The sequence below is a fragment of the Mesorhizobium sp. WSM4813 genome (genome assembly GCF_055811555.1).
The window spans coordinates 1-2,459 of record NZ_JBVVQU010000128.1 but is presented as its reverse complement, the minus strand read 5'-3'; the positions used below and the strand labels follow the sequence as shown (position 1 = coordinate 2,459).

Below are 2,459 nucleotides of genomic sequence, written 5' to 3'. Positions count from 1 at the left end.
CCCCCCCCCCCCCCCCCCCCCCCCCCCCCCCCCCCCCCCCCCCCCCCCCCCCCCCCCCCCCCCCCCCCCCCCCCACCTCTCCCCACTTCGTGGGGCGAGGAACCCAAGCTCTGCGGAGGGCAGCGCCGGCATCCGGACAAGCCGTAGACGGTCGCCTTGCTCGCTGCCATGCTCCCGCATTGGCTTTTCCCCGGATTTCAGGCAAACCTCCATTCCTGCAATCGAGAGGGAGAAGCCTGATGTTCCGATGGGGTGTTTTGTCGACGGCCAAGATCGGCCGTGAGCATCTTTTGCCCGCAATGGTCGAAGCGGAGAATGGCGTGCTGTCGGCGATCGCCAGCCGCGACCTGTCGAAAGCCCGTGCCTTGGCCGACCGTTTCGGCGCGCCCCATGCCTTCGGTTCCTATGACGAGCTGCTCGCATCCAAGGACGTCGACGGCGTCTACATCCCGCTGCCGACTGCGCAGCATGTCGAATGGACCGCCAAGGCGATCGAAGCCGGCAAGCATGTTCTGGTCGAGAAGCCGCTGGCGCTCGATGCCAAGGACATTCCGCCGCTGATCAAGCTGCGCGACGCCAAAAACGTACTGGTCTGCGAAGCCTTCATGGTCGTCTACCACCCGCAGTGGATCAAGGTTCGCGAGCTGATCGCCAACGGCGCCATCGGCCGGCTGCGCCATGTGCAGGGCGCGTTTTCCTACTACAATGTCGATCCCAAGAACATGCGCAACCAGCTCGACCTCGGCGGAGGCGCGCTGCCCGACATCGGCGTCTACCCGACCGTGTCGACGCGCTTTTCGACGGGCAAGGAGCCGCTGCGCGTCCAGGCGACGATCGAGCGCGACAAGACGTTCGGCACCGACATCTATTCTTCGATCCGCGCCGATTTCGGCGACTTCGAACTGTCGTTCTATCTGTCGACGCAGATGGCGGCGCGGCAGGTGATGGTGTTCCACGGCGAGAATGGTTTCATCGAGGTGCTTTCGCCGTTCAACGCCGGAATCTATGACCACCATCGCGTCGAGCTGCACAACCAGAACCATAGCGAGGCGCAAGTGTTCCGCTTCCCCGGGATGCAGCAATACCGGCTCGAGGTCGAGGCCTTCGCGCGGGCGGCACAGGGCGGCACTGACCGCGTCTTTACGCTGGAAGAATCGGTGCTCAACCAGAAGGTCATCGACGCCATCTTCCGCGCCGGCGAAAAGGAAGGCTGGGAGACGGTCTGACAAAATCGCCAAAGCCGGGGAGGAGCGCCGGCCACGCGGGCGGGGGTAGAACCCTTACCAGACCCACTCGCCCCGCCCCAGAGCCGACACCGCGTCAACGATCCGGGTAAAGCTCGAGCGCGCACGACCGACCGTATGCCGGGCTCTGAGATAACCATGCACCAGTCCCGGCTCTTCGAACCAGTAGGCGTGGCCGTCTGCCGCAACGATGCGGTCGCGATAGGCCTCGCCGTCTGACGACAGCGGGTCGCATTGAGCGGTGATCAGTACGGTCGGCGGCAGATTGGCAAAATCGGCGTCGGCCAGCGGCGACAGCGTGAGATCGCCGGTGCGGTCTTCGCCGCCTGTCCTGATATTCGTGTAGAAATCGAGGTCGCGCACGGTCAGCATCGGCGCTTCGGCATGGGTCAGGTAAGAGCCTTGCGAGCGGTCGCCGCCAAGGCTGGGATAGATCAGCACCTGGCCGATCGGCTTTCGTGCATGGCCGCGCGTCGCATGGCTGACCGCGGCGGCAATATTGGCGCCGGCGCTGTCGCCGCAAAGCAGGATCGGGCGCTTATAAGAGGTCGCCGCCCATTCGAAGGCGCTAATGGCATCGTCGAAGGCGGCCGGATGAAGATGTTCCGGCGCCAGCCGATAGTCGACCGAAACCACCTCATAGCCGGTGCGGCTGCAAAGCTCGGCACAGAGGTCGTCATGGCTGTCGAGCCCGCCGAGGATAAAACCGCCGCCATGGAAATAAAGCACCATCGCCGCCGCTTCCGGCGCCGGGATGCGATAGATGCGAATCGGGATGGGATGCGAGAGCGTGGCAATGGCGGTGGTCTCCGCCGTCACGTTGTCTGGGTAGCCAGCAGAGAATTCACGGCACATGCGGTCGTAGATGTCACGCTGCTGATCGATCGTGTAGTCGATCGTATCCGGCGGATAGTAGGAGTTGGTCCGCTCGATGAAGGCCCAGGTCTCGGCGTCTATCAGCTTTTTGTAGTCGGTCATGGGAGTCGGAGGGTCTGCGAGGAATGAGCTTGGGCACCCCCCTCTGTCCTGCCGGACATCTCCCCCGCAAGGGGGGAGATCGGATGTCGCGAAGGCTTTCGCCAATCTTCTACGTCGCAGGAAAGGCGCGGGGCCTGAAGCTGCCGATCTCCCCCCTTGCGGGGGAGATGCCCGGCAGGGCAGAGCGACTGTCTTGGAAGTCAAGCTGTTTGCCATGGTTTTTGGTCCCTGACGATT

The 2,459-nt window shown here is 64.0% G+C and carries 2 protein-coding genes; one reads left to right on the top strand and one right to left on the bottom strand.

Annotated elements, in window-relative coordinates; genetic code table 11:
• The first annotated feature begins 239 nt into the window (after positions 1-239).
• A complete protein-coding gene (locus AC0L25_RS32255; RefSeq protein ID WP_473599158.1) occupies positions 240-1,226 on the top strand; it encodes a Gfo/Idh/MocA family protein in 987 nt (328 codons plus the stop codon).
• Between the two features lie 54 nt (positions 1,227-1,280).
• Here AC0L25_RS32255 and AC0L25_RS32250 read toward each other — a convergent pair whose 3' ends face one another.
• A complete protein-coding gene (locus AC0L25_RS32250; protein WP_473599157.1) occupies positions 1,281-2,222 on the bottom strand; it encodes an alpha/beta hydrolase in 942 nt (313 codons plus the stop codon).
• Positions 2,223-2,459: the final 237 nt, after the last annotated feature.

Bases quoted from the DNA above. Each gene is read 5' to 3' on its own strand.
- AC0L25_RS32255 (WP_473599158.1), top strand. From the start codon at position 240: ATGTTCCGATGGGGTGTTTTGTCGACGGCCAAGATCGGCCGTGAGCAT.
- AC0L25_RS32250 (WP_473599157.1), bottom strand. From the start codon at position 2,222: ATGACCGACTACAAAAAGCTGATAGACGCCGAGACCTGGGCCTTCATC.